Below are 1,743 nucleotides of genomic sequence, written 5' to 3'. Positions count from 1 at the left end.
TCAACTGCCCCACATCGCTGCTGGCCATGGTCGACGCCTCCACGGGAGGCAAAACCGGCGTCAATATCCCCGCGGGAAAGAATCTGGTCGGTTCGTTCTTCACACCCAGCGGAGTTCTTGCTGATACCGACACCTTGGCCACGTTGCCACGGGACATCGTCATCGAAGGTCTTGGCGAGGTCGCGAAGTCCGGTTTCATTCGCGACCTCGGCATCCTTGACATCCTCAATGAGCACGCCGACCAGCTGCGGTCGTTCGAGGGCCCGTCGTTTGTAGGGTCCGGGCTCGAGCCCGTGGTCGACGAGCTGATCGAACGCACCGTGCGGGTGAAGGTGCATCATGTGGCGACCGATCTTCGCGAGTCGGGACTTCGCGAGTTTCTCAACTACGGCCACACTCTGGGACACGCGATCGAGCAGTTGGAGCATTTCCGGTGGCGTCATGGCAACGCGGTCGCGGTGGGATGCGTGTTCGCGGCTGAGTTGTCGTCGATTATGGGATACCTCAGCAAGGAGGACGTCGACCTGCATCGGCGGTTGCTGTCGTCCCTGGGTTTGCCGACGTCATGGTCCGGAGGTGACTGGGATGCGGTCCTCGCGCTGATGCATCGCGACAAGAAGGCCCGCGGGCGCAGTCTGCGCTTTGTGATCCTTGAGTCGATCGGACATCCTCGCCATCTGGATGATCCGCCGCTTGACGCGGTCCGGGAGGCTTTCGAGCGCATCCGTCGTTGATGGTTCGTGTGGATTTCATGGAAGGTGGAGTTATGGGCGGCAAGGAGTCCACGGAGAAGAAGGCGGCAAGGCCACGTGTCGTTGTCGTCAATGGTCCCAATCTGGGACGTCTGGGTGTGAGGCAGCCGGATGTGTATGGTCATCAGGATCTTGCGGAGCTGACACGGTTGTGCTCCGTCTGGGGCGAACGCCTTGGTCTTGACGTCGAGGTCCGACAGACCGACGATGAGGCCGTCATGGTCGGATGGATGCATAAGGCGGTCGACGAGGGCACCGCGGTCGTCATGAATCCCGCCGCCTTCACCCATTACAGCTACGCGTTGGCCGACGCGGCCCATATGGTGGGAGACGCCGGGCTTCCGCTTATGGAGGTCCATATCTCCAATCCGGCGTCCAGGGATGAATTCCGCAAACGCAGCGTCATATCGCCCGTCGCCACGGGGACGATCACGGGGATGGGATTCTTCGGCTACCGACTCGCCCTGGAATCCGTAGCCCATCTTCTTGCCGTGTGATCATCGCACATCGCGGTTCCCCGTCGTTCTTCATATGTTTGAATCCCTGTGATGTGCGCGTTCCTCATCTATTACGCCGGACACGCATGTAACATTCGGCATGGCAACGCTCATAATCTTGGGATACGATGGACAGTGGTCTGTGGGATTCGCATGCGTGGATGGATGCGTTTGCGTGACATGGGCAGCGGTTCATAAGGGAATCGACCGTGGATGGAGAGGTCCACGTCCCGACGTCGTCCGCATTGCGCGGATATACAGGTCGGGACATCTCAAGGATGAGGATGGAAGGACATATGACAGTTCAACGATGGAACTCCATGACCGCCAAGGTCGTGGGCATTGGGGCCGCGCTGGCCATGCTTGTGGGAGGAGGGGCAGTCATCGCTCCTCTGGCCGCGCAGGCGAGCGTCACGTCCGACGCGCAAACACAGTCAGGAAGCACCTCCTCATCAAAGGATGTGCAGGTGATCGCGTTCCAGCAGACATGGAAC

At 60.1% G+C, this 1,743-nt stretch carries 2 protein-coding genes and 1 pseudogene; all 3 read left to right on the top strand.

The window, feature by feature from the left end:
• Positions 1-734: pseudogene (locus Q1X90_RS00435) on the top strand (3-dehydroquinate synthase); the annotation flags it as partial.
• 32 nt (positions 735-766) lie between these two features.
• Entirely contained in the window at positions 767-1,249 is a 483-nt protein-coding gene (locus Q1X90_RS00430; RefSeq protein ID WP_300765692.1) for a type II 3-dehydroquinate dehydratase, read from the top strand.
• Between the two features lie 296 nt (positions 1,250-1,545).
• Positions 1,546-1,743, top strand: a 198-nt coding sequence (locus Q1X90_RS00425) for a hypothetical protein (protein WP_300765691.1), incomplete at its 3' end; no start/stop codon positions are given.

Source organism: uncultured Bifidobacterium sp., assembly GCF_949292005.1.
Taxonomy (GTDB): Bacteria; Actinomycetota; Actinomycetes; order Actinomycetales; family Bifidobacteriaceae; genus Bifidobacterium.
The sequence above is the reverse complement of the archived record's forward strand: the minus strand, read 5'-3'. Positions and strand labels throughout refer to the sequence as shown.

Coding starts and splice junctions, on each gene's coding strand:
- Q1X90_RS00430 (WP_300765692.1), top strand. CDS start 767: ATGGGCGGCAAGGAGTCCACGGAGAAGAAGGCGGCAAGGCCACGTGTC.